Annotated in this window: 20 protein-coding genes and 1 pseudogene; 11 read left to right on the forward strand and 10 right to left on the reverse strand. The window is 68.7% G+C overall.

Annotated features, from left to right (window positions below; translation table 11 throughout):
* Positions 1 to 62: 62 nt before the first annotated feature.
* From ACIBK1_RS14735 to ACIBK1_RS14750, 4 genes are all read right to left on the reverse strand, one after another.
* A complete protein-coding gene (locus ACIBK1_RS14735; protein ID WP_396735116.1) occupies positions 63 to 2,558 on the reverse strand; it encodes a PEP/pyruvate-binding domain-containing protein in 2,496 nt (831 codons plus the stop codon).
* Between the two features lies 1 nt (position 2,559).
* On the reverse strand, positions 2,560 to 3,276 hold the full coding sequence (locus tag ACIBK1_RS14740) for a TetR/AcrR family transcriptional regulator (protein WP_051762638.1): 717 nt from the start codon (positions 3,274 to 3,276) through the stop codon (positions 2,560 to 2,562).
* A 148-nt stretch (positions 3,277 to 3,424) separates the two neighbouring features.
* Positions 3,425 to 4,936: a glycerol kinase GlpK gene (gene glpK / locus ACIBK1_RS14745; RefSeq protein WP_030511831.1), complete on the reverse strand. Its 1,512-nt coding sequence runs from the start codon at positions 4,934 to 4,936 to the stop codon at positions 3,425 to 3,427.
* A 48-nt stretch (positions 4,937 to 4,984) separates the two neighbouring features.
* Positions 4,985 to 5,764, reverse strand: a complete 780-nt coding sequence (locus tag ACIBK1_RS14750; RefSeq protein ID WP_030511832.1) for an IclR family transcriptional regulator — start codon at positions 5,762 to 5,764, stop codon at positions 4,985 to 4,987.
* A gap of 288 nt (positions 5,765 to 6,052) precedes the next feature.
* Between ACIBK1_RS14750 and ACIBK1_RS14755 the strand changes: the two genes are divergently transcribed.
* The 3 genes from ACIBK1_RS14755 to ACIBK1_RS14765 all read left to right on the forward strand — a co-directional run bounded on the left by ACIBK1_RS14755 (position 6,053) and on the right by ACIBK1_RS14765 (position 10,248).
* The gene (locus tag ACIBK1_RS14755; RefSeq protein ID WP_396735118.1) at positions 6,053 to 6,889 is read left to right on the forward strand and encodes an MIP/aquaporin family protein; all 837 of its coding nucleotides are present in this window, start codon (positions 6,053 to 6,055) and stop codon (positions 6,887 to 6,889) included.
* Between the two features lie 58 nt (positions 6,890 to 6,947).
* Positions 6,948 to 8,465, forward strand: coding sequence for a glycerol kinase GlpK (glpK, locus tag ACIBK1_RS14760; protein ID WP_030511834.1), 1,518 nt, complete (start codon positions 6,948 to 6,950; stop codon positions 8,463 to 8,465).
* Between the two features lie 64 nt (positions 8,466 to 8,529).
* Positions 8,530 to 10,248: a glycerol-3-phosphate dehydrogenase/oxidase gene (locus ACIBK1_RS14765; protein WP_197042917.1), complete on the forward strand. Its 1,719-nt coding sequence runs from the start codon at positions 8,530 to 8,532 to the stop codon at positions 10,246 to 10,248.
* Positions 10,249 to 10,315: 67 nt separating this feature from the next.
* Here ACIBK1_RS14765 and ACIBK1_RS14770 read toward each other — a convergent pair whose 3' ends face one another.
* Complete coding sequence (locus ACIBK1_RS14770) at positions 10,316 to 12,076, reverse strand: WD40 repeat domain-containing protein (protein WP_156081216.1); 1,761 nt, start codon at positions 12,074 to 12,076, stop codon at positions 10,316 to 10,318.
* A gap of 292 nt (positions 12,077 to 12,368) precedes the next feature.
* Between ACIBK1_RS14770 and ACIBK1_RS40605 the strand changes: the two are divergent.
* Together ACIBK1_RS40605 and ACIBK1_RS14780 are read left to right on the forward strand one after the other, a co-directional pair.
* Positions 12,369 to 12,461: pseudogene (locus tag ACIBK1_RS40605) on the forward strand (hypothetical protein); the annotation flags it as partial.
* Positions 12,462 to 12,600: 139 nt separating this feature from the next.
* Positions 12,601 to 13,014, forward strand: coding sequence for a helix-turn-helix domain-containing protein (locus ACIBK1_RS14780; RefSeq protein ID WP_449566885.1), 414 nt, complete (start codon positions 12,601 to 12,603; stop codon positions 13,012 to 13,014).
* Positions 13,015 to 13,016: 2 nt separating this feature from the next.
* Here the strand turns inward: ACIBK1_RS14780 and ACIBK1_RS14785 are convergent, their stop codons facing one another.
* The 5 genes from ACIBK1_RS14785 to ACIBK1_RS14805 all read right to left on the reverse strand — a co-directional run bounded on the left by ACIBK1_RS14785 (position 13,017) and on the right by ACIBK1_RS14805 (position 18,487).
* Positions 13,017 to 15,644, reverse strand: coding sequence for an ATP-binding protein (locus ACIBK1_RS14785; RefSeq protein WP_396735126.1), 2,628 nt, complete (start codon positions 15,642 to 15,644; stop codon positions 13,017 to 13,019).
* A gap of 6 nt (positions 15,645 to 15,650) precedes the next feature.
* The gene (locus tag ACIBK1_RS14790; protein ID WP_156081218.1) at positions 15,651 to 16,193 is read right to left on the reverse strand and encodes a hypothetical protein; all 543 of its coding nucleotides are present in this window, start codon (positions 16,191 to 16,193) and stop codon (positions 15,651 to 15,653) included.
* Positions 16,194 to 16,276: 83 nt separating this feature from the next.
* The gene (locus tag ACIBK1_RS14795; RefSeq protein WP_396735129.1) at positions 16,277 to 16,528 is read right to left on the reverse strand and encodes a helix-turn-helix domain-containing protein; all 252 of its coding nucleotides are present in this window, start codon (positions 16,526 to 16,528) and stop codon (positions 16,277 to 16,279) included.
* A 123-nt stretch (positions 16,529 to 16,651) separates the two neighbouring features.
* The gene (locus tag ACIBK1_RS14800; RefSeq protein WP_396735132.1) at positions 16,652 to 17,317 is read right to left on the reverse strand and encodes an HAD hydrolase-like protein; all 666 of its coding nucleotides are present in this window, start codon (positions 17,315 to 17,317) and stop codon (positions 16,652 to 16,654) included.
* 27 nt (positions 17,318 to 17,344) lie between these two features.
* Positions 17,345 to 18,487, reverse strand: coding sequence for an ROK family protein (locus ACIBK1_RS14805; protein WP_036408958.1), 1,143 nt, complete (start codon positions 18,485 to 18,487; stop codon positions 17,345 to 17,347).
* 105 nt (positions 18,488 to 18,592) lie between these two features.
* Here ACIBK1_RS14805 and ACIBK1_RS14810 point away from each other — a divergent pair, with 105 nt between their 5' ends.
* Genes ACIBK1_RS14810 through ACIBK1_RS14835 form a run of 6 tightly spaced genes read left to right on the forward strand, consistent with a single transcriptional unit; the run spans position 18,593 to position 23,470 of the window.
* Positions 18,593 to 19,321: an amino acid ABC transporter ATP-binding protein gene (locus tag ACIBK1_RS14810; protein WP_030511839.1), complete on the forward strand. Its 729-nt coding sequence runs from the start codon at positions 18,593 to 18,595 to the stop codon at positions 19,319 to 19,321.
* Between the two features lie 22 nt (positions 19,322 to 19,343).
* Positions 19,344 to 20,273: a glutamate ABC transporter substrate-binding protein gene (locus tag ACIBK1_RS14815; RefSeq protein ID WP_030511840.1), complete on the forward strand. Its 930-nt coding sequence runs from the start codon at positions 19,344 to 19,346 to the stop codon at positions 20,271 to 20,273.
* A complete protein-coding gene (locus ACIBK1_RS14820; protein ID WP_030511841.1) occupies positions 20,273 to 20,917 on the forward strand; it encodes an amino acid ABC transporter permease in 645 nt (214 codons plus the stop codon). The genes ACIBK1_RS14815 and ACIBK1_RS14820 overlap by 1 nt, the downstream gene beginning before the upstream one ends.
* Entirely contained in the window at positions 20,914 to 21,747 is an 834-nt protein-coding gene (locus tag ACIBK1_RS14825; protein ID WP_036408961.1) for an amino acid ABC transporter permease, read from the forward strand. The genes ACIBK1_RS14820 and ACIBK1_RS14825 overlap by 4 nt, the downstream gene beginning before the upstream one ends.
* Positions 21,734 to 22,684, forward strand: a complete 951-nt coding sequence (locus ACIBK1_RS14830) for an asparaginase (RefSeq protein ID WP_396735135.1) — start codon at positions 21,734 to 21,736, stop codon at positions 22,682 to 22,684. Before ACIBK1_RS14825 ends, ACIBK1_RS14830 begins: the two co-directional genes overlap by 14 nt.
* A 39-nt stretch (positions 22,685 to 22,723) precedes the next feature.
* Complete coding sequence (locus ACIBK1_RS14835; protein ID WP_396735138.1) at positions 22,724 to 23,470, forward strand: copper homeostasis protein CutC; 747 nt, start codon at positions 22,724 to 22,726, stop codon at positions 23,468 to 23,470.
* The last annotated feature ends 62 nt before the right edge of the window (positions 23,471 to 23,532 follow it).

Below are 23,532 nucleotides of genomic sequence, written 5' to 3' on the forward strand. Positions count from 1 at the left end.
GGTGGTGGGCCATGCCCGCCGTTCCGCATCGCCGGTAGCGGCCCCGAGTTCGGTCAGCGGCTTCAAATGCCGAGCAGTTCCACCGTGCCGTTCGCGCCGTCCACTCTGATCCTGTCGCCGTCGCGTACCCGCATGGTGGCGTTGCCGGTGCCCACGACGGCGGGGATGCCCAGCTCGCGGGCCACGATGGAGGCGTGCGAGAGAGGCGCCCCGACGTCGGTGACCACGGCCGCCGCGCGCGGGAACAGCGGCGTCCAGCCCACGTTGGTGAGCGTGGTGACCAGGATCTCACCGGGGCGGAGCCGATCGCCGTCCTCGGGGCGGGCGATCACCCTGGCGACACCCTCGACCACGCCCGGCGCGCCGGGGAAGCCGGTCACGGTGTCCACGGCCGGGGGGACGCCGCCGCGGGCATCGTAGATGTCGGCGCGCCTGCGGGGGTCTGCCGCCCAGCGGACCGGGTCGAACCGGCCCACGATGAGCGTCGGGTAGGGCGGGAGCGCCGCGTACATCTCGTACGTCGCCCGCCGGACGGGCACCCGCTGCAAGGGAGTGGCGTCGCCGCGGAGCACGTCGAGCAGTTCGTCCAGGTAGAGGTGGAAGAGGTCACCGCCGTGACCGGTCAGCTCGCCGGCCCGCAGGACGAACGCCCGCAGCACCCAGAACGCGCGGATGACCTCCGACCGGGTGGCCTCGCGGTCGCGCACCACCCCGGCCCAGCGCTCGACCCTGGCCCGCATCCCGGCCTCCCGGCGGGGGTGGCGCCGGGCGAAGCGCGCCCACGCCTCCTCCCTGGCCTTGCGCTGCCGGGCCAGCAGGACGTCCGCGTCGGCCCGTGTGTCCCGCAGCCCCGCGAGCTGGGCGTCGATCCAGGCGGGGTCCTCCCCGGGGCGCGGGACGGCCACCTCGAACTCGTGCGGTCCGCGGTGGCCGTAGAGCCGGGCGAAGGTCTCCCTGGTGATCTCGCCGGATGCCAGCCGGCCCAGCCCCGTAATCAGGCCGAGGCTGGCCAGCTCGCCCTCGCCGCCCGCGCCCGTCAGGATGGCGTCCGCGTCGGTCTCGCCCACCAGCGTGCGCAGCCTGCCGCGGGTGAAGACGAGCGTGCCGCCACCCTGCCGGCCCGCGGCCTCCAGCATGCGGCAGGCCGTGCGGAAATGCGGCTCGACGGCCCGCGACCACAGGCCGGCCAGTTCCGGCGCCGACGAGGTGGACCGGATCGCGGCGCGCAGTTCCTCGCATCGCTCCAGGGAGGTGGACAGGAAGGCCCGCATGCCTCCGAGGCTCGCCTTGACCTTGCGCTGGCGGCGTACGGCCAAGGGCACCGCCGTTGTGATGATCTGCCACCGGGACATCCCGAGCGGCGGCACGTCCAGGCCCGGCGGCAGCTTGCCGAAGACCTGCTCGATCGCACCGAGCCTGCTCCCCATGCCCAACGCCCGGGCGACGGAGACCGCGATGCTCAGGTTCATGTAGAAACGGCCGCCGATGTTGCCGACCAGGTCGAAGCCGGGCAGCGCGGAGGCCGACATGGCCTCGTTGATGAACAGACGGACGAACGACCAGGTGATGGGCGTCATGACGTCGGGGATGGCCTCCCCGAGGTTGCCGGACGTCCACAGGTAGTCGCCCTTCAGGCTGTCGTTCCACTCCTCCACCCGTGACCCGGAAGCGGTGATCGGGCGGGCCTGGACGAGGGCGAACGTGCCCGCGCGCATGGCCCATTCCACGTCCATCGGCGTGCCGTACAGCGCCTGGACGCGCGCTCCCAGCTCGGCCAGCGCCAGGGCCTGCGCCCGGGAGAGGACGGGAGCCCGGCGCATGTCCTCGGGGACCGGCTCCTCGCGGGTGCCGCCGGGGGCGCGGACGGTCATGACGGTCTTGTCGCCGGTGCGCTCCTCGACGACCGCGGCCCCGGAGACGACGACCGTGTCGGGGATGACATGGCCGCCGACCACGGCCTCACCCAGGCCCCACGACGCGTTGATCACAGTCGAGTCGCGGGCGCCGGTGACGGGGTCGGCGGTGAACATGACGCCCGCCGCGTCGGCGTCCACGAGCTCCTGCACCACGACCGCCAGGGCGACGTCGTCGTGTGGCACGCCGTTCTGCTCCCGGTAGGCGATGGCGCGGGAGTTCCAGAGGGAGGCCCAGCAGCGCTTGACCGCGTCGAGCAGCCCATCGGCTCTGACGTTGAGGAAGGTGTCCTGCTGCCCGGCGAACGACATGCCGGGAAGGTCCTCCGCGGTGGCGGACGAGCGCACGGCCACCGGGACGTCGTCGCCCAGTGCCGCATGAGCGGCGCGGATCTCCGCGGCGATCGGCTCGGGAAGCTCGCGCCCGGCGAACAGGGCTGCGATCCGCTCGGCGTCGCCCGCCGCGGCGGCGGCCAGCGTCTCCTCGCGGAAGTCCGCCACGAAGGCCCGGTAGGCCTCGGTGGTGATGTGGAAGCCGCCGGGGACGGGCAGCCCTGCCCGTGCGAGGGTGGCCAGCGAGGCGCCCTTCCCGCCCACGGTGGCGAGGTCGGCACCGGTGTCGTCAAGGGGGATGACGACCTTCATGTCACACGCTCCTCGGAGAGCTCAGGGAGTCCGCCAGCTTGCGCCGGGCGACGTCCGTCATCGAGTCGAGATAGTCGAGGGTGGCCCGTTCCACGGCGTCTACGGCGTCATCGGGCAGCGCCCGTCCGGTGCCGATGGCGCGCTCGACCATGTCGGCGAGCAGCGGGGCGAGTCGCTCCTCCGGGGGAGGCCCGCCGGGGAGCATCCACGGCACGGTGAGGAACCCGTAAATGATCGAGCCGATCACCAGGACGTGGTCGCCCGACAGGTCTCTGGCCGCGCCCACCTGGATCAGCGCGGCGTAGTAGGCGTCCAACGCCTCGCCCGGGTTCACCGCGCCGGGGCCGTGCCGCTTCTGCCTGACGAGCTTGCCGAGCACCTCAGAGTCGCCGACCAGGGCGGCCTTGAGCAGCGGCCGGCGCAGCAAGCCCGCGGCGATCCCGGCGAACAGTTCACGCGGGGTGGCGGGAGCGCTCCGCCGCACCTCCTCGAGCATCCGCACCCGCTCCCGGCGCAGTAGCGCGGCGAAGAGCGCGTCGCGCGTCCTCCAGTGCAGATAGATGGTGCCCTTGGCGACGCCGGCCTGCTTGGCGACGTCGTCGATGGTCGTCTTGTCGTAGCCCCAGCGGCCGATCAGCTCGGCGGCGGCGTCGAGGATCCGGTGCGCCCGCTCCACCTGGCGCACCGGATCCTGCGGGGGCCGTCCCACCCTGGTCATATCCCCATCCCAATTGTTTGACCGGATGACATTATCCGGTCACAGAACTGAAGACAATGGCGGCGGGGCCAGGACTTCGTAGCGGCCGACGTGATGGGCGCGAAGGCGGCGGCAGCGGGATCCGGCCGGCCCGCGAGCCGGCCTCGTCTCAGCCGGCGGTGGGCTTGATCCAGTCGAGGGCGCGCTCGACCGCCCGCCGCCAGTTGTCGTATTCGTCCTCGCGCCGTTGCGGGTCCATCGCCGGCGTCCACTGGGCGGCGCGGTGCCAGTTGCGCCGCAGGCCCTCCAGGTCGGGCCAGTAGCCGACGGCGAGCCCGGCGGCGTACGCCGCGCCGAGGGAGACGGTCTCCGCGACCATGGGCCGGACCACCGGCACGTCCAGCACGTCGGCGATGAACTGCATGAGCAGGTTGTCGGACGTCATGCCGCCGTCGACCTTGAGCGTGGTGAGGGCGATGCCCGCGTCGGCGTTCATGGCGTCCACCACCTCGCGGGTCTGCCAGCCTGTGGCCTCCAGCACGGCGCGGGCGAGATGGCCCTTGGTGATGTACGAGGTGAGCCCGACGATGACCCCGCGGGCCTCGCTGCGCCAGTGGGGCGCGAACAGCCCGGAGAACGCCGGGACGATGTAGCAGCCGCCGTTGTCGTCGACCGTGCGGGCCAGGGTCTCGATCTCCGGGGCGGTGCTGATGATCCCGAGCCGGTCCCTGAACCACTGCACGAGCGCGCCGGTGACCGCGATGGAGCCCTCCAGGGCGTACACCGCGGGCTGGTCGCCGATCTGGTAGCCGACCGTCGTGAGCAGGCCGTGGGTGGAGGCGACCGGCTCGGTTCCGGTGTTGAGCAGCAGGAAGGCGCCGGTGCCGTAGGTGCACTTGGCCTCGCCGCGGTGGAAGCAGGTCTGCCCGAACAGCGCGGCCTGCTGGTCGCCGAGCGCGGCGGAGATCCGCACGCCGGGCAGCACCCGCCGTGCCGTGCCGTACGTCTCGCTGGACGGGCGGATCTGCGGCAGCATCGCGCGGGGAATGCCGAAGAAGCCGAGCAGGACCGGGTCCCAGTCGAGGTCGCGCAGGTTCATCAGCAGCGTGCGGCTGGCGTTGGTGACGTCGGTGACGTGGACGCCCCCGTCCGGCCCGCCGGTGAGGTTCCAGATGAGCCAGCTCTCCATCGTGCCGAACAGGACGTCGCCGCGCTCGGCGCGTTCCCGCAGCCCGTCGGTGCTGTCCAGCAGCCAGCGGACGGTGGGGGCGGAGAAGTACGTGGCCAGGGGCAGGCCGCAGCGCTCGCGCACCACGTGCGCGTCGGGGCGGCGGGACAGCTCGTCGACCAGCGTGTCGGTCCGGGTGTCCTGCCAGACGACGGCGGGGGCGACCGGGACACCCGTGCGCCGGTCCCACAGCACCGCCGTCTCCCGCTGGTTGGCGATGCCGACGGCGGCGACCTCGCCGGGCCCGATGCCCGCCTGGGCGAGCGCCTCCGGCCCGATCCGCTCCAGGTTGCGCCAGATCTCGACCGCGTCGTGCTCCACCCATCCGGGACGGGGGAAGTGCTGCTTGTGCTCCCGCTGCGTCACCGAGACCAGCCGGCCGCGCTGGTCGAACAAAATGCACCGGGTCGAGGTGGTGCCTTGGTCGATGGACATCACATAACGCTGGGTCACGGCGGGCCTACCTTCTGGCGGCGGAAGCGGTGTGGGGAGTGGAGAGGGTCACCAGCGGGAAGCGCCGAGGTCGCGGGAGACAGCCCGCGCCGCGTCGCGCACATAGCCCACCAGGTCGGGGCGGGGGCGCCCGCCGGGATCGCAGATCCGCTCGGTGGCGCCGGAGATGCCCATCGCGCCCACCACGAGACCGCCGTACCCCCGGATCGGGGCGGCCACCCCCGCCTCGCCCATGCCGGCCTCGTCGACGTCCGACGCCCAGCCGTGCTCGCGCACGGTCGTGAGCACGCGCGACATCTCCCTGTGCGTTCGCACGGTGCGGCGGGTGAACTGCTCCAGCTCCCCGTCCTGTACGGCGTCGTGCAGCGCGGCGGCCGCGTTGGCGTCGTAGGCGAGCAGCACCTTGCCGATCGCCGTGGCGTGCATGGGCAGGAGCATGCCGACGTCGAGCGTCTGCAGGCTGTCGTCGGGCCGGAAGACATGGTGGACGACCAGGACCTTGCCCTGCAGGTGGGTGCCGATCCGCACCGCCTCGCCGCTGCGCGCGGCCAGGGCGTCGGCCCAGTTGATCGCCCGGGAGCGGAGTTCGTTCACGTCGAGGTAGCTGGTTCCCAGGTGCAGCAGTGCCGCGCCGAGCTGGTACTTGCCCGTCGCCTCGTCCTGCTCGACGAAGCCGACGAGCTGGAGGGTGCGCAGGATGCCGTGCGCCGTGCCGCGGGCCAGTCCGAGGGAGTTCGCGATCTCGGTGAGGCCGAGCCGCCCCGATCCCTGGGCGAGCAGCCGCAGGATCGCGGCGGCGCGCTCGATGGACTGGACCGGACCTGGCACGCCCCGGATCCTAGCGCTGTCGACCGGTGTTCGACAATGCCGACACCCCGCCGGTGCAGGTGCGTTGAGCTGCTGAAAGATCTTCGGTAATGGGACAGGTTCGCGCGAAATGTGATTGTTCGCGTCATACCCGGGGAGCGTAGTACGCGGTTCTGAATGTGACCAGTGTTCGACAATGCCGACGATCTTTCGTTGACGCTCCCTTGGGCGGCGTTTAACGTCCGGACGACCGGCAGTGCTCACAACGGGCACTTCTGGATGTGACGGGCGCGGTCAAGGAGGAGACACATGGCGGAAGGGCGAAGCGACCGGCGGCTACTCAATCCACTTGCGGGTGAGCTCGCGGCCGAGTTCGCGGGCACGGCGATCCTCATCCTGTTCGGCGTCGGAGTGGTCGCCCAGGTGGTGGCGGGCGGCATCGGCGACCACGACAGCATCGCGTGGGCGTGGGGGCTGGGGGTGACCCTCGGGGTCTACACCGCCGCCCGCATCAGCGGCGCCCACCTCAACCCGGCCGTGACGGTCGCCCTCGCGGTCTTCAAGGACTTCTCCTGGCGGAAGGTCCTGCCGTACGCGCTGGCGCAGACCGCGGGCGCCTTCGTGGCGGCGCTGCTCGTCCGGTGGAACTACGCCGAGGTCCTGGCCAAGGTCGACCCCGGCCACACGATCAAGACACAGGGGGTCTTCTCCACCCTCCCCGGCAACGGCACGCTGCCGGTCACCCAATGGGGAGCGCTGCGCGACCAGATCATCGGCACGGCGATCCTGCTGTTCCTGATCTTCGCGATCTCCGACGAGCGCAACTCCGCGCCGCTCGCCAACCTCGCGCCGGTCATCGTCGGCCTGCTCGTGGTCGCGATCGGCATGGCGTGGGGGACCGACGCCGGCTACGCCATCAACCCCGCCCGCGACTTCGGCCCGCGCCTCGCCTCGTTCTTCACGGGGTACGGCTCGGCGTTCCGCGACCAGTACGGTGGGCTCTACTTCTGGGTGCCGATCATCGGCCCTCTGGTCGGCGGCGTCATCGGCGCCGGGCTCTACCAGCTCCTGGTCGCCCGTTTCCTGCCGCGTACGGACGCGCCCGAGCCCGGCCGCACACCGGAGCCTGCCGCGCAGGCCGGCTGATCACCCCGGGGCCGAGACCAGCAACGTCCACCTCACCGAAACGAGAGGCGCAACGAGAATGGCAGACTACGTCGGCGCGGTCGACCAGGGGACGACCAGCACCCGTTTCATGATCTTCGATCACGGCGGCAACGAGGTCGCCCGCCACCAGCTGGAACACCAGCAGATCCTGCCGCAGGCGGGCTGGGTCGAGCACAACCCGACCGAGATCTGGGAGCGCACCCGGGCGGTGATCGAGACCGCGATGCGGACCGCGGGCCTGCACGCCTCCGACCTCGCGGCGCTCGGCATCACCAACCAGCGCGAGACCGCCGTCGTCTGGGACCGGCGCACCGGCCGGCCCTACTACAACGCCATCGTCTGGCAGGACACCCGCACCGACCGCATCGCCTCGGCCCTGGACCGGGAGGGCAAGGGCGAGGTGATCCGGCGCAAGGCCGGCCTGCCGCCCGCCACCTACTTCTCGGGCGGCAAGATCCAGTGGATCCTGGAGAACGTCCCCGGCGTGCGTGAGGCCGCCGAGCGCGGTGACGCGATCTTCGGCAACACCGACACCTGGCTGCTGTGGAACCTGACGGGCGGCGTCGACGGCGGCGTCCACGTCACCGATCCCACCAACGCCAGCCGCACGATGCTGATGAACCTGGAGACGCTCGACTGGGACGACGAGCTGCTGTCGTTCTTCGGCGTGCCCCGTCAGATGCTCCCCGAGATCCGGCCCTCCTCCAACCCCGACCTGTACGGCGTGACCCGCGCCGGCGGCCCGCTCGGCGGCGAGGTCCCCCTCGCGGGCGACCTCGGCGACCAGCAGGCCGCGACCGTCGGCCAGGTCTGCTTCGAGCCCGGCACGGCCAAGAACACCTACGGCACCGGCAACTTCCTGCTGCTCAACACCGGCACCGAGCTCGTACGCTCCCAGCACGGCCTGCTCACCACGGTCTGCTACCAGTTCGGCTCCGCCAAGCCCGTGTACGCCCTGGAAGGGTCGATCGCGGTCACCGGCTCCGCGGTGCAGTGGCTGCGCGACCAGCTCGGGATCATCTCGGGGGCGTCGCAGAGCGAGGCGCTCGCCCGGCAGGTCGAGGACAACGGCGGCGTCTACTTCGTGCCCGCGTTCTCCGGCCTGTTCGCGCCCTACTGGCGCTCGGACGCCCGCGGCGCCATCGTCGGCCTGTCCCGCTACAACACCAACGCCCACCTGGCCCGCGCCACGCTCGAATCGATCTGCTACCAGACCAAGGACGTGGTCGGCGCGATGGAGCAGGACTCCGGCGTCGTCCTCGACGTGCTGCGGGTGGACGGCGGCGTGACGGCCAACGAGCTGTGCATGCAGATGCAGGCCGACATCCTCGGCGTCCCGGTGTCGCGTCCGGTGGTCGCCGAGACCACCGCGCTCGGCGCCGCGTACGCCGCCGGGCTCGCCGTCGGCTTCTGGAAGTCCACCGACGACCTCAAGCGCAACTGGCACGAGGACCGCCGCTGGGAGCCCACCTGGAGCGACGAGCAGCGCGAGCGCGGCTACGCCGGATGGCGCAAGGCCGTCCAGCGGACGCTCGACTGGGTCGACGTCGACTGAGCCGGCCGACAGAACAGGGCCGGCTGACAAGAACGAGGGAGTCAACACCGATATGTCTGTACCCATGGGTCCCCGCGCTCGGGAGGCGGCGCTGCGGAGGCTGGCCGAGGACGAGTTCGACGTCCTGGTCGTCGGCGGCGGGGTGGTCGGCGCCGGGGTCGCGCTCGACGCGGTCTCGCGTGGCCTGTCCGTCGCGCTGGTGGAGGCCCGTGACCTCGCGGCCGGCACCTCGAGCCGGTCGAGCAAGCTGATCCACGGCGGGCTGCGCTACCTGGAGCAGCTCGACTTCCGGCTGGTGCGGGAGGCGCTCAGGGAGCGGGGCCTGCTGGTGACCCGGCTGGCCCCGCACCTGGTGCGTCCGGTGCCGTTCCTGTTCCCGCTGCGTCACCGCGTGTGGGAGCGCGGCTACGTCGGCGCGGGCGTGCTGCTCTACGACACGCTCGGCGGCGCCCGTGTGCTGCCGCGGCACCGCCAGCTCAGCCACAGCCGGGCCCTGCGGGAGGCCCCCGGCCTGCGCAGCGACGCGCTCGTCGGGGCGATCAAGTACTACGACGCCCAGGTCGACGACGCCCGCTTCACGATGACGGTGGCCCGCACGGCCGTGCAGTACGGCGCCTGCGTCACCACCCGCACGAAGGTCACCGGGTTCCTGCGCGACGAGTTGCCGGACGGAGGGGCACGGGTCACCGGCGCGGTGGTGCGCGACCTGGAGGGCGGCACCGAGCTGCGGGTCAGAGCCCGTCAGGTGATCAACGCCACCGGCGTGTGGACCGACGAGATCCAGCGGCTCGCGGGGGGCTCCCCGGGCTCTGGAGGGTCGGTGACGGTCCAGGCGTCGAAGGGCGTGCACCTCGTCGTGCCGAGGGAGCGGATCCGGCTCGACACCGGGCTGATCCTGCGCACGGAGAAGAGCGTGCTGTTCGTCATCCCCTGGGGCCCGCACTGGATCGTCGGCACCACCGACACCCCCTGGGACCTGGACAAGGTCGAGCCGGCCCCCACCCGGGCCGACATCGACTACATCCTGGAGCACGTCAACGCCGTGCTGCGGACGCCGCTCACCCACGACGACATCGAAGGCGTCTACGCGGGCCTGCGCCCGCTGCTGAGCGGGTCGGGGTCGTCGTCGCCGACCGTCAAACTGTCCAGGGAGCACGCGGTCATCCGGCCCGAGCCCGGCCTGGTCATCGTCGCGGGCGGCAAGTACACCACCTATCGCGTGATGGCCAAGGACGCCGTCGACGTCGCGGTGGCCGGCCTCGGCCAGAAGGTGCCCGCGTCGGTCACCGACCGCGTCCCGGTCCTCGGGGCCGCCGGGTTCGAGGCGCTGCGCAACAACAGGCGCCGTCTCGCCGGGCGCGCGGGGCTGCCCGTCGCGCGCGTCGAGCACCTGCTCGGCCGGTACGGCTCCTGCGTCGAGGAGGTGCTCGCGCTGGTCGAGGCCGATCCCGGCCTGGGCGAGCCGATTCCCGGCGCGGAGGGCTACCTCAAGGCCGAGGCCGTGTACGCGGTCACGCATGAGGGGGCGCTGCACCTGGAGGACGTCCTGGTCCGGCGCACCCGGGTCTTCATCGAGGAGCGGGACCACGGGCTCGCGGCGGCCCCCGAGGTCGCCGCGCTGATCGCGCCCGTCCTCGGCTGGGACGACGACCGGATGCGCGCGGAGATCGACGCCTACCGCTCCGGCGTGGAGGCCGACCTCGCCGCCCAGCGTGAGATCGACGACGCCGCTGCCAACGCCGTACGGCTCGCGGCCGCCGCCCCGGCCGGCCAGGTGGCCTAGAGATCAGAGACGGCGGCCTCGGCCTGTCTTCGACCGGCCGAGGCCGCCGCGCACCGTCAGAGCCGGGTCATCCCTGTCCCGCTTCTTCGACCGTCACGTCGAAGGTGGCCGTCGTCGGCAGGCTCGCCCGGTCGCCGTCGAACTCAACGCGATACGAGTACTCGCCCGCTTCAGTGGGTGTATCCGTGAAGGTGAATCTTCCGTCGAAGATGATCATGCGTGGGTGCGGCAGCTCGGTGACCACGGTGCCCTCGCTGGTGATTACCGTGCGTAGGACTTTCAACGGGGTGGTGGTACCCATGGGCTGACCACCCTGGAAAAGCACACCGCTCACCTTGAGCTGTGTGCCGACGGTGCCCGTCTCCGGTCCGGACAGGGTGATCGACGACTCTGCCTTGACCAAGGTGACGGTCGCCGAGGCGGTGCTCCAGTGCACGGTCGGACTGCCGTTCCAGATCACGTCGTATCTGATCACCCCAGCGCTTCTCGGCCTGTCTGTGAAGGTGAACGTGCCGTCCTCCGCGGTCGTCACTTCGCGGGTGAGTGCGGCGCTGTCGTTCACGTAGCGGGTCACCGAAAGCGGCTGCTCGCCCGGAGCCGACCCGTCGGGCAGCGTGAGCCGGCCGGTCAGGGTGAGTATGTCGGCCCCGGTCCCGGTCCCGGTGGACGGAGCCGTCAGGGTCAACGTGGATGCCGGGAGCGTGCCGGTTTCCAGCCGCCACAGGTGCAGGTGGTCGCTGTCCAGGTCTCTCCATACCGCGAAGAGGTCGTCATTTGAGAAAGTGAGACTCCGCAGGTCCATCAGACCGCCATGATCCGTGAGGGTGCCGGTGTAGACCGGGGCCGCCGTCGCGCTGTCGTACAGGGTCACGCCTAGTCCGGACTCGGTCCCACGTCCGGCCGCGACGCGAGTTCCGTCCGGGCTGACCGCGACGACCGGGGAGTAGAAGCCGGAGGACGGATCCGGGCCGTAGGCGCGGACCTTCTGGAGGCTGGTCGTGTCCCAGGAGACGTATTCGTCCGAATCGGGGAATGCCGCGATGATCGTCGAGCCGTCCGGTGTGATGGCGAGGTCTCCCAGGAAGCCCGTGTGGTAGTCGTGGCCGTCGATGATGCCGCGCTGGGTCACCCGGAACGGGTTCACGTCGTACACCGTCAGGTTTGCCGGGGAGAGCCCTGAGTCGCCGACCACCAGAGTATTTCCGGCGGCGGCGACCTTGGGGCTGGCATAGGTCGCCGCCACCCGGATCAGTCGTGATCGGTATCCGGACGACAAGTCGATGCCGACGACACCGCCATCCCATTGGTCGCACCCGTATCCCACCCAGAGCCATCTGCCCGACAGTGCCAAGTTCGTCGGGCATGGGTATTCGGCCAGGCTGATCTCCCGGGTGGTGTCGAGAGTGGCGGTGTCGAGCTCCATGATCCAGTTCGGATCGCGTAGTGCCGCATACAGCCGTGTGCCGTCCGGCGTGATGGCAAGGCTCCGCGCGGACAGGCCGCCGACAGCGGTGTTGAACGTGCCGTTGGCGTTGACGACGAGAAGTTGGTCGTTCCCGGCGATGAAGGCCCTGCCTCCTCCCGCCACCACGTCACCGCCGCCCGTGATGCCCAGGTCGGTCGTGATGTCGGCGGCCGAGGCAGCCGGTGTTTGCACGACAAAAAGGCCGGCTGTCACCGCCAGAGCGGTTGCGAGGCAGGCCAGCAGCCGGGTGATTGATGACTTATGGAATCTGCCGCTCTGTTCGCGGGGCGACGAGCGCTCATGAATTCCTGATTCGGATGTGCTGGAACGACTGGGAAGTTTCCGAAGGAAAGCGATGATCACGACAGTGATGTAGCCATAACCCTCCCGATCACGTCAAGGCAATATCGCCCCGTACGCTGGCGGAAGGCCGTGCCGCGTTCCGAACGCCCAACGCACAGGGGCGTATTCGTGCATCACGGCCCGCTGAGCGCCCTTAAAGGGTGTTCGATACCGTTAGAGACCTTCAAGGTGAGGGTTATATGGCCTGACCTCGTCGTGAGCCGGCAGCCGGTCGTCGCGGTGCTACCTGAGGTGCATGAGGTATCCCGATGGCGGTGGCTTGACCGCCGAGCAGTGATTACGTAGCGAGCAGATACGGATGCAAGCAGCCGACCGCTCCGCCGAAGGCGCGAGTGATGCCAAGATCGCGCAGGAGTTTCGGGTCTCGCAGATGTCGGCCAACCGGTGGCGGCGGACGCGAGGCCCCTGCCTCCGAAGGAACAGGCGGGGCGGCGTGCTAGCGCGACGACGCCCAGCTCATCCGCCTGGAGCAGGCCCTTCGGAAAGGACCGATTGCCTACGGCTGGTACGACCGGCGCTGGACCCTGGCCCGAATCGCCGAGGTGGTCAGGCGCCTGTTCCACGTGAGTTACACCGTGGGCGGGGTGTGTTATCTGCTGCATCGGCTGGGCTGGAGCTGGCAGGTCCCTTGTCGCCGCGCCGCCGAACGCGACGAGAAGGCTGTTGCCGTGAAAGGACGAGCAGTGGCCGTAACCTCAGACATTGCGTTTCCCACGGCGTTGCCACTGGTGCACGCCGGTGCCCGGCGAGGCTGCAGGGGCACGGCAGGGCGCCTCCGTCGAGCGAACCACGGTGAACACGGGAACTGCCTGCCAAAGTTTCCGACGGCATCCACAAGCGTGTTCGGGCATATTCCTGGACTGAAGCGAGTAGCCGAATCGGTTAGCTTGTTACGCAAGGGCGCAGCGCCGCTGCGAAGTGGCAAACACGTCGACTGAGCTCAAGGTAGATGGTCAAGCTGATCAATCGCCTTTTGGATCAGTGGTTTCCAGTACCAGTTGGCAGCGTAATCTGGAGTACGCAGCCCCAACTCCCAAACCTTCCGTGCCCCCTCAGGGTCACCTGTCCCCAGCAAGGCACGACCATAGTCGAACAGGTCTCGCGACAACTCCTCGCGACCAGAGGGCGTTTCGTGCAACTCTTCCTGCAATAGTCTGGCAAGGTGTCGTCGCGCGACATCCCACTCGTGCTGCAGGATGGCACAGCGGGCCCGGAACCCTAACAATAGATCCTCTCGGTGATTCGCTCGTAGCCAAGAATCCTCTTCGATAAATCTGAGGTGTTCTATCGCGAGCTCCAGGTTATCAATCATATGGGCAAGCTCCACTTGATGAGCGTGAACGTTCATCGATCGCCGCTGAGCATGTGGTCCCTCGACGAAAACCGGCAGCGCGCTGTCAAGTAATTGACGAAACTCGTCCGCTCTGCTTTGATCCAACATAACCTCCATGCGCATCCAAACAATGCGGGTAGTCATGGCCCCTATGGAATTACCCGCAGCGACGGCCGCTGCAATGCTCAGCTGGAACAGCGCGGCTGCTTCGACACAATTTCCACGCAGATAGTCTATATAGGCCAAATCGTAATAGATACTAGATAGTCGGCGCGCAACTGTTGTATTTCCGGTAAGCGTATGCACGGTGTCTGCTGCCCATTGAAGTAGTTGATATGCATCCCCTATGGATTCCGACTTTCCGGTTCGTCGCATGCGAGTGGCGAGACCGTGAGCGAGACCAATTAGAAGAGTGCCACGCATTTGTTCGTCAGGCACGAACCCTGCGAGAAAATCAGTATCACGTAGGCGTGTCAGTAGCTGGACGTTGAGTTCGTCGGCGCCCTGGCGGTAGCCAAGGATTGCATGGAGTACATCCGGGACATTTTGGGTATCCCATTCGGCGTATTTGGCTACCACAATCGCGAGTCCGTCAATAAGGGACGGCGCCTGATCCGAGTGGTTGATTTTGAATAGCTGTTCTGCGGCTATGTAGTCCGCTAAAATTCTATCAATGCCTAGTCTTCTGGCCTTGACTGTGCCGAAGTCTGCGTTGCCAAGTAATTCTAATAATAGGCCAACGGCCTGCTCATGAACAGAACCGGTGGTTCCGGCGGCGGATTCGACAAGGTGAATTGCAGTGTGCGCAAGAGCGTACTCGTCATCGCATCGAGACCAGTCGTCACCATATCTGCTGATCAAGCGCTGGGCCATCGTGAAGTGACTAGCCACCGGATCCACAGGCCAATCACCCTCCTGGAAAGTAGTCAGGAATTCAGCCATGCTCTCATGCCAAAGGCGTACACCGCTGGGACTCCGAAGTAGAAATGGAGAAAGGTCCGAGAGAACTAGGTCCAACCTGCCGTGAATGCCTGAGAGGTCCCGTAAATTATCAACAGAGAGGTGATCTCGCGCCACGGCAAGTATGGAAAGAACAGGAAAATAGAGCTCCTGCCATTCACTTGCCCAGCTAGACCAGTGACCATGCCTTCTCCTCACTAATTCTCTGATAAGGATCATAAAGTAGTCATAGATGCCATGTAGACCATCGGGGAGTCCGGATATGTTCGTTAGACTAGACAGGAGATCATCATCGCGTTGGGTGATTGCCTGTCGCACCGCGCGAGCCCATAAGGTCGCATAAAGGAAGTTACCGGCAGCGCGAACGGCAACCCAGTAGGCAAGGGAAGGATCCGACAGCCGGTCAGCAATGTGTTTCTCCGCAAGAACATCACTCAGATACCGGCGAATATCATCGCTCGCATCAAGTTCGGAAAGCTCTTCGGCTGCCACGTCAAGAGATATCTCGGCTAATGATCTCTCATGGCGTCGCCGGAACACCTCCAACAGCGCATCATCAGATCGCGATGTAATCAGGAATCGCATGTTGGAGGGAAGTTCGGGACAATCTTCCAGCCAGGCGAGAACGTCCGCGGCACTTCGGCGGCTCCAGCGATAACGCAACTCGTCGATAGCGTCAATCAGAACTACCAGCTGGATATTGGGCTCTAGGGTGGCGAGCCTCTTCGCCGGCTCAAGCAGGGCGAGTTGCTCTAGATTTCCTACATCAATCACCCTGGACTCGGTTGCCATACGATTTATCTTGAAGCCAATAAACTCACCACCAAGGTCTGTTATGTTTGCGTAACCCTCAAGAGCTATGCGAGAGAAAGGCGATGCGAAAAGTTCTTGAATGTCATATAGTGTGACAGATCCTTCTGGCCTCACCCGTCCTACAGTCAGTAGCACCGAAGATAAGGTGGAAGACTGCATCAGTCGAGGATCTAGGACCATTAACTGGTATCCGAATGTCAAGAGCATGGTCCAGGCATCGCTACCTATGAGTGTATTAACATCTTTCCCGCGAATGAAATAACGCGGCGACATTCTATGTCGCCGCGTCAGCCCTGCAACCAAGGTGCTCTTACCTGTCCCAGGACCTCCAGTAACGAGGATGTACCGGTTTTCCGGATTCGCGAAGTGCTGTTCTATCCGCTCGACAAGCCATGTCCTATCAACAAAATGATCAGCAAGATAGTCAGCTATAGCCGACTCAAATAAGGCGTCGGAATCCAAGTGTCGTCATCTTCCTATGCGCCCGAATTTTTGCCCCTTGAACGTGCCTTCTATGTCTTCGATTTCAACTTTGGTCTGCACCTTTCCTTCTAATATTTCGTCCGCTTCGATTGCAATGGCCTCCGCTCCGACGCCGACTCTTTTAATTTTTATTTCTTGTATCGTCAGGGGGCCCGACTCGGGGCGGGCTTCACCTGCAATAGTGAATCGCTGTCCGTAGATCGCTTCAAGGTGCTCTCGAAGGGCAGCGGTATTCTTGAGCAGTTCAGGATCGATAGCGATAGCCCGGGAGCCTTCGGCGTAGTCCCGAAGGGCGTCGATCAGTGTCTCAATTTGCTTGTGACGGCTGTGCAGAGTTGGCTCGTCGGCGACAAGCGGCTCTAGTTCACCCGCCAGTGGCGCAGGCTCTGAGGCTGTCCGCTCCTCGTCCTTCCGCTCGCGGCGTCTACCCAGAGCTATAGTTGCCTGTTCGAACAAGAACCGAATACCTTGGCTTAAGGCATCAAGGCCGAGCGCGGATAGAGTGCTGTCCTCCATGGGCTTCTCCATAGCGCAGATGCTGGCTGAATATTAGATAACTGTCAGGTCCTTCGCAAGAATCTCCGGTGTGATCATCAGTGCGACCCTGCTCGTTAACTCGTTTCAGGCCGTGGGGTTCGCCGCCATTGGTTTGCCGACATCCGCGAGACGCGAAACTCCTGCGCGATCTGGGCGTCACTGGCGCCTTCGGCGAGGCGGTCGGCTGGTTGCATCCGCACCCGCTTGCGGCGTAATCGCTGCTCGGCGGTCAAGCCGCGCCATCGGAATACCTCATGCACCCCATGTAGCACAGTGACGACCGGCTGCCAGCTCACGCCGAGGTGAGGCCATATAACCCTTACCATCAAAGGTCTCTAATGCCCGACAGGGACTTCACCCCGCGGCGCGCCTATGGCACCGCCAAACCGGAAAACGTCCTGTTCATTCCGGCATCTCCCAGCCAGGTACGCTGGGTTCATCCTCGTCGTTCAGCTCGTCGGAGGGGTGGCCGCGGCTGTCTGGGACAGCGCCTCGAGAAGGCGTGCGGGAGTGTCCACCACGGCGATGAGGCCGGGATCGGCGAAGTCGGCCACGTCGCCGAACCCCCAGGTGACGGCGATGCTCCGCACTCGGCAGGCGGCCGCGCCGGCGACGTCCTCCCCGCGGTCGCCGATCATGACGGCCGCCTCGGGCGGGGCGCCGAGGACGTCGAGCGCGTGCCGGACGACGTCCGCCTTGTGCCGTCGTGACCCGTCGAGCGTCGCCCCGGCCACGTACGCGAAGAAGCCGTCGAGCCCGAAGTGCACCAGGATCTTCTCCGCGTAGACGGCCGGCTTCGAGGTCGCCACCGCCAGGGTCCAGCCGTCGGCGACGAGCGCCTCCAGCACGGCGGGGATTCCCTCGATGACCTCGTTCTCGTACATCCTGTCGGTGTAGCGCTCGCGGTACGCGTGGATCGCCTCGTCCAGACGCTCCGGCGGCACGCCGAGCAGGAGGAGTCCCTCCGGAAGGGGAGGGCCGATCATGGCGCGGAGCCGCTCGTGCTCCGCCTCCGCGATCCCGACGGCGGACAGGGCGTGCCGCAGCGACGCGACGATGCCGGTCTCGGGGTCGGTCAGAGTGCCGTCGAGGTCGAAGAGGCAGTAGCGGGTCACGTACGGCTGTCCGTTCAGGGTCGGTGTTCAGGCGAGCACGGCGTCGAGCAGCAGGGATCCGGCACCGAGCAGGGCGGCGTCGGGCCCCGACCGCGTGGTGGAGATCTCCAGGTCGCGGGTGGCCAGCGGCAGGCACCGCTCGTACACGGCCGCGCGGATCGACGCGATCAGCGGCTCGGCCGGCGACAGGCTGCCCCCGACCACGATCGCGTCGGGGTTGATGAAGTTGACCAGCACGGTCAGCACCTCGCCGATGAGCCGGCCGGCGTTGCGGACGAGGGCGGTGGCCTCGGGCACCCCGTCCTCCACCATGGCGACGACGTCGGCCGGCCGCCGCACCTCGATGCCCTGCTCGTTGAGCACGCTCATGAGGGCCGCGCCGCTGGCGTAGGCCTCAAGGCAGTCGTCGTGGCCGCAGGAGCAGGTGACCGACGAGTCGCTCCTGACCCGCACGTGGCTGATGTCCCCGGCCGCGCCCCGCCCCCGGTGGAGCGTGCCGTTCACGATCACACCGCACCCGATGCCGCTGCCGGCCTTGAGCACCATCAGCGTCTCGCACTTCGGCCACGACCTGGCCTCCCCGGCCGCCATGAGGTTGGCGTCGTTCTCCACGAGCACCGGCAGGTCGAAGTGCGCGCCGAGGCGCTCCGCTACGGGGAAGTTGTTCCAGCCGGGCATGCGCGAGGGTGCGACGACCCGGCCGGTCCCGGGGTCCACCGGCCCTGGGATGCCCGTGCCGACCCCGCGCAGCGGGACCCCGGGCGGGCCGTGCGCGGCCAGCAGGTCCTCGAACGCGCCGGCCATCCAGTCGATGGTCGCCTCGGGGCCGTCCGCGATCTCGCAGGGGCGCTCCTCGACCACCAGCGGGGTGCCGCTGAGGTCGAGGAGGCCGAGGCGCGCGTGGTGGGCGCCCAGATCGGCGACCGCGAGCAGTCCCGCGCTGGGGCTGAGCCGCAGCCGGCGTGGCCGCCGGCCGCCGCGGGAGGTGCCCGCGCCCTCCTCCACCAGCAGCCCGCTGCCGATCAGTTCTTCGACGCGCAGCGAGACGCTGGAGGCCGCCAGGCCGGACAGGCGGGCGAGTTCCGCCCGCGACTCGGCGTGGCCGGCGGCGACGAGGCGCAGGAGGTCGCCCTGCGCCCCCCGCACCGGCAACCTCTCTTTACCTGGCATGGAGGTAAGAGATACCACGACGTGACTTAGTGCGCCAACGCGTTGACTTCGACCAGAATCATCCATTACGGTCCGCCATAACTTCGATTTCGAAGGAAGATGGCGATGATTCGGGTACGAGGCCTCAACAAGTGGTTCGGTGAGCACCACGTGCTGCACGACGTCGATCTCGACGTGGCGCGCGGCGAGGTCGTGGTGGTGATCGGCCCCTCCGGGTCCGGCAAGTCGACGCTGTGCCGGTGCCTCAACCGGCTGGAGGCGGCGGACTCGGGCGAGATCCTCGTGGACGGGGTGCCCGTGCCCGCGGAGGGCCGCGCGCTGGCCCGGCTGCGGGCCGACGTGGGGATGGTCTTCCAGAACTTCAACCTCTTCCAGCACAAGACCGTGCTGGAGAACGTGATGCTCGCGCCGATGAAGGTGCGCGGCGTGAGCCGCGCCGAGGCCGAGCGGACCGCCCACGAGCTGCTGGCCAGGGTCGGCATCGCCGAGCAGGCCGGCAAGCAGCCCGCGCGGCTGTCGGGCGGGCAGCAGCAGCGCGCGGCCATCGCCCGCGCGCTCGCCATGCGGCCCAAGGCCATGCTCTTCGACGAGCCCACTTCGGCGCTCGACCCGGAGATGGTCGGCGAGGTCCTCGACGTGATGACGGGCCTGGCCGCCGACGGCATGACCATGGTCGTCGTCACCCACGAGATGGGGTTCGCGCGCCGCGCGGCCGACCGCGTGGTGTTCATGGACGGCGGCCGGATCGTCGAGACGGGGGAGCCGAACGCCTTCTTCGACTCGCCTCGAACCGATCGGGCCAGGGACTTCCTGGCCAAGGTACTCACGCACTGATCGCAAAGGATGGTGGACCCCGATGGTGTCCATTAAGCGGGTGGCCGCTGTCGCCGCCGTGGCGATGGCCGGCCTGACGGCCTGTGCCGGGACGGACTCGGCGAGCTCCGCCGTGCCAGGCGCGGCCCCGAGCGAGGGCGGCGGGAGCGGCGTGCTCGCCAAGGCTCCGGTGGCCGCCGCCGCGGACATCCTGCCCGGCTCGACGATGGAGAAGATCAAGCAGCGCGGCGAGCTGATCGTCGGCGGCTCGCTCGACGCGCCGCTGCTGTCCCAGCAGAACCCCGCCACCGGCGAGGTGGAGGGCTTCGACGCCGACCTCGGCAAGGCTCTGGCCAAGTACATCATCGGGCAGCCGAAGGTGAAGATCGTCAACGCGGCGTCCGAGACCCGTGAGGCGCTGCTGAGCAACGGCACCGTCGACGTGGTCTTCCAGACCTACACGATCACGCCGGAGCGGGCCGAGCAGGTCTCCTTCGCCGGGCCGTACTACTCCTCGGGCCTGTCCATCGCGGTCAAGAAGGGCACGACGGGGATCTCCTCGCCGCAGGACCTGAACGGCAAGACCGTCATCGCCGGGGCCAACACGCCGGCGATTCCCGAGATCAAGAAGCTCGCGCCGCAGGCGAAGATCATCACCTTCGGCGGCGACCCCGAGTGCGTCCAGGCGCTCAAGCAGGACCGCGGCGTGGCCTACGTGCAGGACGAGACGCTGCTGGTCGCCGATGCCAAGAAGGACCCCGAGCTGCAGGTCGTGACCAAGCCGTTCACCCAGGACCCGTACGGCATCGGCCTCAAGCACGCCGACGACCAGTTCAAGTCGTTCGTCAACGACTGGCTGAAGAAGATCCAGGCGAACGGCGTCTGGCAGGACATCTGGAAGAACTCCCTCGGCACGGTCGTGCAGGGCGAGGCTCCCACGCCGCCCGAGATCGGGTCGGTGCCGGGTTCCTGATGTCGGCGCTGCTTGATCACCTGCCCGAGTTCTGGCAGGGGCTGGTCGTGACCCTCCAGATGACCGTGGCGTCGTTCGCCGGCGCGGCGGTCGTGGGGCTCGTGATCGTGGCGATGCGGGTCGGGCCGGTCCCGGTCCTGCGCGCGGTCGCGACGGTCTACGTCGAGACCCTGCAGAACCTCCCGCTGCTCGTGCTGCTCGTGCTCGCGGTCTTCGGCCTGCCCGAGATCGGGCTCAAGGCCGGCCTGACCACCACGGCCGTCGTGGTGATCGCGCTGTACGAGGGCGCCTACATCGCCGAGGCCCTCCGCTCGGGCGTCAACGCGATCTCCTCGGGTCAGGGCGAGGCCGCCCGGGCGCTGGGGCTGACGTTCGGCCAGTCGCTGCGCCACGTCGTGCTGCCGCAGGCGCTGCGCACGGTCGTGCAGCCGATCGGCAACATCTTCATCGCGCTCACGATGAACACCTCGCTCGCGGCGGCCGTCGGCGTGGTCGAGCTGACCGCCGCCGCCAACCGGGTGAACCTTCTGGAGGCACAGCCGATCCCGATCTTCGTGGGGGCGGGCCTGGCGTACGCCGCGATCGCCGCCTGCGCCGGGTTCGTGACCGGGCGGCTCGAACGGCGGCTGGCGGTGGCGCGATGAGCAACCTGCTGTTCGACGAGCCGGGCCCGCGCGCCCGCCGCCGCATCCGCCTCGCCACCGTCGCGGGCGTGCTGGTGCTGCTCGCCCTGGTGGCCCTGGCCGTGCGCCAGTTCGCCGCCAACGGGCAGCTCGCCGCCGAGCGCTGGCAGCCGTACGCGACCTGGCCGATGTGGCGCTACCTGCTCGGCGGGCTGTGGTCCACGGCGCTGGCCGCCGTCGTGTCCGCCGCGCTCGCGATGGCGGCCGGGATCGCGCTCGCGCTCGGACGGCTGTCGCGGCGCCGGGCGGTCCGCCTGCCGTCCGCGGCGTACGTCGAGGCCGTGCGGACGATCCCGGCGCTGCTGCTGGTCTACCTCGTGCTGTTCGCGCTGCCGAGGTACGGCCTGGACCTGCCGCTGTTCTGGAAGCTCGTGGCGCCGCTGGCCGTGTCCAACGCGGCGCTGTTCGCCGAGGTCTTCCGGGCCGGGATCATGTCCGTGGAGCGGGGGCAGGGAGAGGCCGCCCTGGCCCTCGGGCTCACCCACGGGCAGTCGATGCGCCTGGTCGTGCTGCCGCAGGCGGCCCGCCGGGTGCTGCCCTCGATCGTCAGCCAGTCGGTCGGCCTTCTGAAGGACACCTCGCTCGGCTTCGTCGTCAGCTACGCCGAGCTGCTCTACAGCGGCAAGGTCCTGGCCAACTACAACGGCCTGCTCATCCAGACGTACATCGTCGTCGCGCTGGTCTACCTCGTGGTCAACGCGTCGCTGTCCGCGCTCGCCCGTTCCCTCGACCGCTCCGTTGCGGGCAGGGGCGGCGCGCGCAGGAGGAAGATCACTCGTGTCCCTCGCTGAATACGCCCCGCTCGCGGAGGTCGTGCGGTCCGGTTTCGTGGAGAGCGTGCACTTCGGCAGCGCGGTCGCGCTGTCGGCGGGCGGCGAGGTCGCCGTCGCGCGCGGCCCGGTGCACGCGCCGGTGCTGCCGCGCTCGTCGGCCAAGCCGTTCCAGGCCCTCGCCTGCCTGCTCGCCGGGGCCCACCTGCAGGGCCCCGCGCTCGCGATCGCCGCGGGCAGCCACACGGGGGAGGACTTCCACGTGCGGCTCGTGGCCGGGATGCTCGCCGAGGCCGGGCTCGGCTTCGGCGACCTGGGCTGCCCACTGGACTGGCCGGAGGACGAAGCCGCCCGGCAGGCCCTGGTCCGGGCGGGCCTCGGGCCGTCGCGGGAGCGGATGAACTGCTCGGGCAAGCACGCCGCGATGCTCGCCGCCGCCGTGGCCGCGGGCGCGCCCACCGCCACCTACCTCGACCCCGGCCACTTCGTGCAGGAACGGGTGAGGGCGGTGGTGGAGGAGCTGTCGGGGGAGAAGGCCGCCCACGTCGCCGTCGACGGCTGCGGCGCCCCGCTGTTCGGGATCTCGCTGACGGGTCTGGCCCGCGCGGTTCGTGCCATGGTCGTGTCCGCGCAGGGGACGCCGCCGCGCGCGGTCGCCGACGCCATGCGCGCGCACCCGGAGTACGTCGGCGGGACCGGCCACGTGAACACCCGCCTGATGCGGGCAATGCCCGGGGCCGTGGTGAAGGGCGGCGCCGAGGGGGTGCTGGTCGTGGCGCTCGCCTCCGGGCACGCGGCGGCCGTCAAGGCGATCGACGGCGGGCCCCGGGCGACGACCGCGATCGCGCTCGCGGCGCTGCGGGCCGCCGGCGCGGACGTCTCTGCGGCGGCCGAGTTCACGACCGTCCCCGTGCTGGGCGGGGGAGTCCCGGTCGGCGAGATCAGTGCTGTTTTCTGAGCGGCTGTTTTCTGAGCGGCAGCTTTCCGAGGGGGAGACATGAGCCTGACGTACGAGATCTGCATCGACAGCACGGCCGGGGCACTGGCCGCCGAGCGCGCCGGCGCGCACCGCGTGGAGCTGTGCTCCGCGCTCTTCGAGGGCGGCCTGACGCCCACCCTGGGCACGGTCGAGGCCACGCTCGCGGCGGTGTCGGCGATCCGGGTCCACGTGATCATCCGGCCGCGCGGCGGCGACTTCGTCTACGACGAGCACGAGGTCGGGGCCATGGTCCGCGACGTGGCGGCGGTGCGGGACGCCGGGGCGCAGGGCGTCGTGATCGGCGTGCTCACCCCGGCGGGGGAGGTGGACACCGAGGTGGCCAAGCGGCTGATCGACGCCGCCGGCGGGCTCTCGGTCACCTTCCACCGGGCCTTCGACATGACGGCCGACCCGTTCGCCGCGCTGGAGACGCTGGCCGGCCTGGGAATCGACCGGGTGCTCACCTCCGGCCAGGACAGCTCGGCCCTGGAGGGCGCGCCGCTGATCGCCGAACTGGTGCGGCGGGCGGGCGACCGGCTGGTCGTCATGCCGGGAGGCGGCATCACCCCGCGCAACGTGAGCCGGGTGGTCGAGACGACCGGGGCCAGGGAGGTCCACTTCGCCGCCCTGGTCGACGAGCCCAGCCCGGCCGTCCACCGCAATCCGTATCCCTTCATGGGCGGGGAGCTGCGCCAGCCCGAGTACGTCCGCCGGGTCACCTCGCCCGCGCTGGTCGCGGAGGTGATCGCCGCGGCGCGCGGCTGAAGCCGGGCCGTATCCGCGGTGACCCGCGGGCAGGAGGGGTAGACCCTGGGCGGGGGGTGAGG

This window comes from Microbispora rosea, assembly GCF_044460045.1.
Taxonomy (GTDB): Bacteria; Actinomycetota; Actinomycetes; order Streptosporangiales; family Streptosporangiaceae; genus Microbispora; species Microbispora rosea.

Coding starts and splice junctions, on each gene's coding strand:
- ACIBK1_RS14735 (WP_396735116.1), bottom strand. CDS start 2,558: ATGAAGGTCGTCATCCCCCTTGACGACACCGGTGCCGACCTCGCCACC.
- ACIBK1_RS14740 (WP_051762638.1), bottom strand. CDS start 3,276: ATGACCAGGGTGGGACGGCCCCCGCAGGATCCGGTGCGCCAGGTGGAG.
- ACIBK1_RS14755 (WP_396735118.1), top strand. CDS start 6,053: ATGGCGGAAGGGCGAAGCGACCGGCGGCTACTCAATCCACTTGCGGGT.
- glpK (WP_030511834.1), top strand. CDS start 6,948: ATGGCAGACTACGTCGGCGCGGTCGACCAGGGGACGACCAGCACCCGT.
- ACIBK1_RS14765 (WP_197042917.1), top strand. CDS start 8,530: ATGGGTCCCCGCGCTCGGGAGGCGGCGCTGCGGAGGCTGGCCGAGGAC.
- ACIBK1_RS14790 (WP_156081218.1), bottom strand. CDS start 16,193: ATGGAGAAGCCCATGGAGGACAGCACTCTATCCGCGCTCGGCCTTGAT.
- ACIBK1_RS14795 (WP_396735129.1), bottom strand. CDS start 16,528: ATGGTAAGGGTTATATGGCCTCACCTCGGCGTGAGCTGGCAGCCGGTC.
- ACIBK1_RS14805 (WP_036408958.1), bottom strand. CDS start 18,487: ATGCCAGGTAAAGAGAGGTTGCCGGTGCGGGGGGCGCAGGGCGACCTC.
- ACIBK1_RS14810 (WP_030511839.1), top strand. CDS start 18,593: ATGATTCGGGTACGAGGCCTCAACAAGTGGTTCGGTGAGCACCACGTG.
- ACIBK1_RS14815 (WP_030511840.1), top strand. CDS start 19,344: ATGGTGTCCATTAAGCGGGTGGCCGCTGTCGCCGCCGTGGCGATGGCC.
- ACIBK1_RS14820 (WP_030511841.1), top strand. CDS start 20,273: ATGTCGGCGCTGCTTGATCACCTGCCCGAGTTCTGGCAGGGGCTGGTC.
- ACIBK1_RS14825 (WP_036408961.1), top strand. CDS start 20,914: ATGAGCAACCTGCTGTTCGACGAGCCGGGCCCGCGCGCCCGCCGCCGC.
- ACIBK1_RS14835 (WP_396735138.1), top strand. CDS start 22,724: ATGAGCCTGACGTACGAGATCTGCATCGACAGCACGGCCGGGGCACTG.